Genomic DNA, 2,758 nt, shown 5'->3' with positions numbered 1-2,758 from the left:
GCAGCCCGCCGGGGGCGCCGGTGCCGAGGAGAGTCAGTTCCACGCCCTGATCGTCTCGCGTCCGCGTGCGGCGGGCGCGCGGGGCTCACCCTTTCTCGTCCGTTACGGACCGTTAGGCTGCGCTCGGACAGTACGTATCCCGGTACAACTCAAGGACCCAGGAGCGGACATGGCGTGGACGTGGCGGTTTCTCAACGAGGCGGGAGAGGACGTCTCCCCGGCGGTGGAGCCGGAGGAGTTCACCACCCAGGGGGACGCGGAGTCCTGGATCGGTGAGGTCTGGAAGGAACTGCTCGAGGGCGGCGCGGACCGGACGGTCCTCCAGGAGGACGGCACCGTGGTGTACGAGATGAGCCTGCGCGCCGAGGCGTAGCGGGCCCGCACCATCCCGGGGGCGGCCGTGCCGCCCCCGGGTCACACCTCCCCGAGGGTGACGGTCGCCGTCCGTTCCGTACCGTCCCGGACGTACGTCACCTCGGCGCGGTCGCCGGGCCTGAGGCCCGCGAGCGCCTCCGCCAGCGACTGCATCGTCGAGATCGGAGTCTGGTCGACGCGGGTGACGATGTCGCCCGCCCGCAGGCCCGCCTTCTCGGCGGGACCGTCCTTCTCCACGGAAACGATCGCGACCCCGGCGGGCGCGAAGTCCGCCCCGACGATCGTCCGGCCGGTGATGCCCAGCGCGGCCCGGCCGGAGTCGGTGACCCGGCCGCTCTTGATGATCTGGTCCGCGATCCGGGTGACCGTCGCGGCGGGGATCGCGAAGCCGATGCCTGGCGCGGCGCCCTCCCCGAGCTCCGGGTCGACGGCCGCGAGCGTCGGAATGCCGATCACCTGGCCGGCGAGGTTGACGAGCGCGCCGCCGCTGTTGCCGGGGTTGATGGCCGCCGAGGTCTGCACCATGTTCGCGATCGTCGGCCCGCTGCCGCCGTTGCCGCCGGAGCGGCCCTCGCTGACGGTGCGACCCACGGCCGAGACGATGCCCTGCGTGACGCTGCTGGACAGACCGAGCGGGTTGCCCATGGCCAGCACGATCTGCCCGACCTCCACCTGCGGGGAGTCGCCGAACACGGCGGGCTTGAGTCCCTTCGGCACGCTGTCCAGCCGCACGACGGCGAGGTCCTGGTCCGGGTAGCTCGCCACCAGCCGTGCCCCGAGCGTCGCCCCGCCGGTCGCCAGCGAGACCTTGAACGTCCGCGCGTCGGCGACGACGTGGGCGTTGGTGACGATGTCGCCCTTGCCGTCGTAGACGACCCCGGAGCCGAGCCCCTGCCCGGTGGTGATCTGGACGACGGACGGCAGGACGTCCTTGACGACCTTCTGGTAGGCGGCTTGCAGGTCCCCTGCGGGGCCGCTCACGCGGGGCGCGGCGGCGGTGGTCGCCGGCGAGGAGGGGGCGTTGCTGCTCGGGGCCGGCCCCGAGCAGCCGGCGAGGAGGGCGACGCACGCGAGGGCTGTCGCCGGGAGCACGCGTGAGGCTTCCATGGGGGGAGTATCGCGCTCTCGTGCCGCCCGCGGGCCGGACTCGCCGGGGACTCCGCCCCCGGCCCCCCGGTTCTCCCACCCCCGCCCACCCGGCCGGTTTCGGGACAGGGCGGGCAGGGGAGAAATCAGCCCCGCACGCCACACAGGTGCAGGAGTGCGGCAACGGACCGGTACGGGTCCGTGCGGCCCGCGCGGTCCTCCGCCGTGAGGAGATGGGACAGGGTTTCCCCGTCCGGGATCCGGACCTCGTCCGGCGCGAGGTCCGTGAAGACCCGCACGCCGTACCAGGCGCGCAACGGCGCGCCGATGCCGGCCAGGGTCGCGGTGAGGGCCTCGCGGCGGTCGGCGCGGACCTCCGCGCCCAGGCGGTTGACGTAGGCCGGCGAGTCGAACGCCGCCAGTGCCGTCTCGAAGTCGCCGGCGAGCCCCGGCCGCATGGCCAGCGCGTCCGCGTTGCGGACGAGGAGGGAGAGCAGGCCGCCCGGCGCGAGGACCCGGGCCAGGCCCGCGACCATGGGGTCCGGCTCGGGGACGTACATCAGCACGCCGTGGCAGAGCACGACGTCGAACGCGCCCGGCAGGAAGTGGGCGCCGGTGTCGCGGCCGTCGCCCTCGATGAGGCGGACCCGCTCGCGTATGCCCTCCGGCTCCGCGGCGAGCACGCCGCGGACCACGTCCAGCATCCGGGGATCGGACTCCAGGCCGGTGACCTCGTGGCCGGCCCGGGCCAGCCGCAGCGCCTGCGTGCCCTGACCGAGGCCGACGTCCAGGACGCGCAGCCGGCGGCCCACCGGGAAGCGGGCCGCTATCTGCTCGTCGAGCTGGCGGGCGACCAGCTCCTGGCGGACGGTGTTCCGCAGCCCCCCGAGCCCGCTCAGCCACCCCCCATAGCCCGAGGCGAAGCCGCTCAGGGCTTCTCCCCGCGCTTGACCTGCGGCTTGGGCAGCCGCAGCCTGCGCATCTGCAGAGTGCGCATCAGGGCGTACGCGACGGCGCCGCGCGTGTTCTCGTCCGGGAAGCGCTGCTTCAGGGCGCGCTTGAGGGCGATGCCGGTGATCAGGGAGTTGATCACGATCAGGGCGATCACGATCATCCACAGCAGCAGCACGTACGTCTGGAACGCGCCGCGGTTGACCATGCTGAGCACGAGGATGACCACGGCCAGTGGCAGGAAGAACTCCGCCACCGAGTAGCGGGCGTCCACGAAGTCCCGCGCGAAGCGGCGGACCGGGCCCTTGTCGCGGACGGGCAGATAGCGCTCGTCGCCGCTGGCCAG

General features: G+C 73.6%; 4 protein-coding genes. 1 reads left to right on the top strand and 3 read right to left on the bottom strand.

Annotated features, from left to right (window positions below; all coding sequences use genetic code 11):
- Positions 1 to 169: 169 nt before the first annotated feature.
- On the top strand, positions 170 to 373 hold the full coding sequence (locus AB0K09_RS32020) for a hypothetical protein (RefSeq protein ID WP_366068901.1): 204 nt from the start codon (positions 170 to 172) through the stop codon (positions 371 to 373).
- 41 nt (positions 374 to 414) lie between these two features.
- On the opposite strand, the gene AB0K09_RS32015 is transcribed toward AB0K09_RS32020, so the two are convergent.
- The 3 genes from AB0K09_RS32015 to AB0K09_RS32005 all read right to left on the bottom strand — a co-directional run.
- A complete protein-coding gene (locus tag AB0K09_RS32015; protein ID WP_366068900.1) occupies positions 415 to 1,482 on the bottom strand; it encodes a trypsin-like peptidase domain-containing protein in 1,068 nt (355 codons plus the stop codon).
- A 125-nt stretch (positions 1,483 to 1,607) separates the two neighbouring features.
- Positions 1,608 to 2,342 carry a methyltransferase domain-containing protein gene (locus AB0K09_RS32010; RefSeq protein WP_366068902.1) on the bottom strand — a complete coding sequence of 245 codons (735 nt, stop codon included), beginning with the start codon at positions 2,340 to 2,342 and terminating at the stop codon, positions 1,608 to 1,610.
- 47 nt (positions 2,343 to 2,389) lie between these two features.
- Positions 2,390 to 2,758, bottom strand: a 369-nt coding sequence (locus AB0K09_RS32005) for a DUF3043 domain-containing protein (RefSeq protein ID WP_366068899.1), incomplete at its 5' end; no start/stop codon positions are given.

It is taken from the genome of Streptomyces sp. NPDC049577 (assembly GCF_040675635.1).
Classification (GTDB): domain Bacteria; phylum Actinomycetota; class Actinomycetes; order Streptomycetales; family Streptomycetaceae; genus Streptomyces.
Note: the sequence above shows the minus strand (reverse complement) of the source record. Positions and strands in the feature narration are given on the sequence as shown.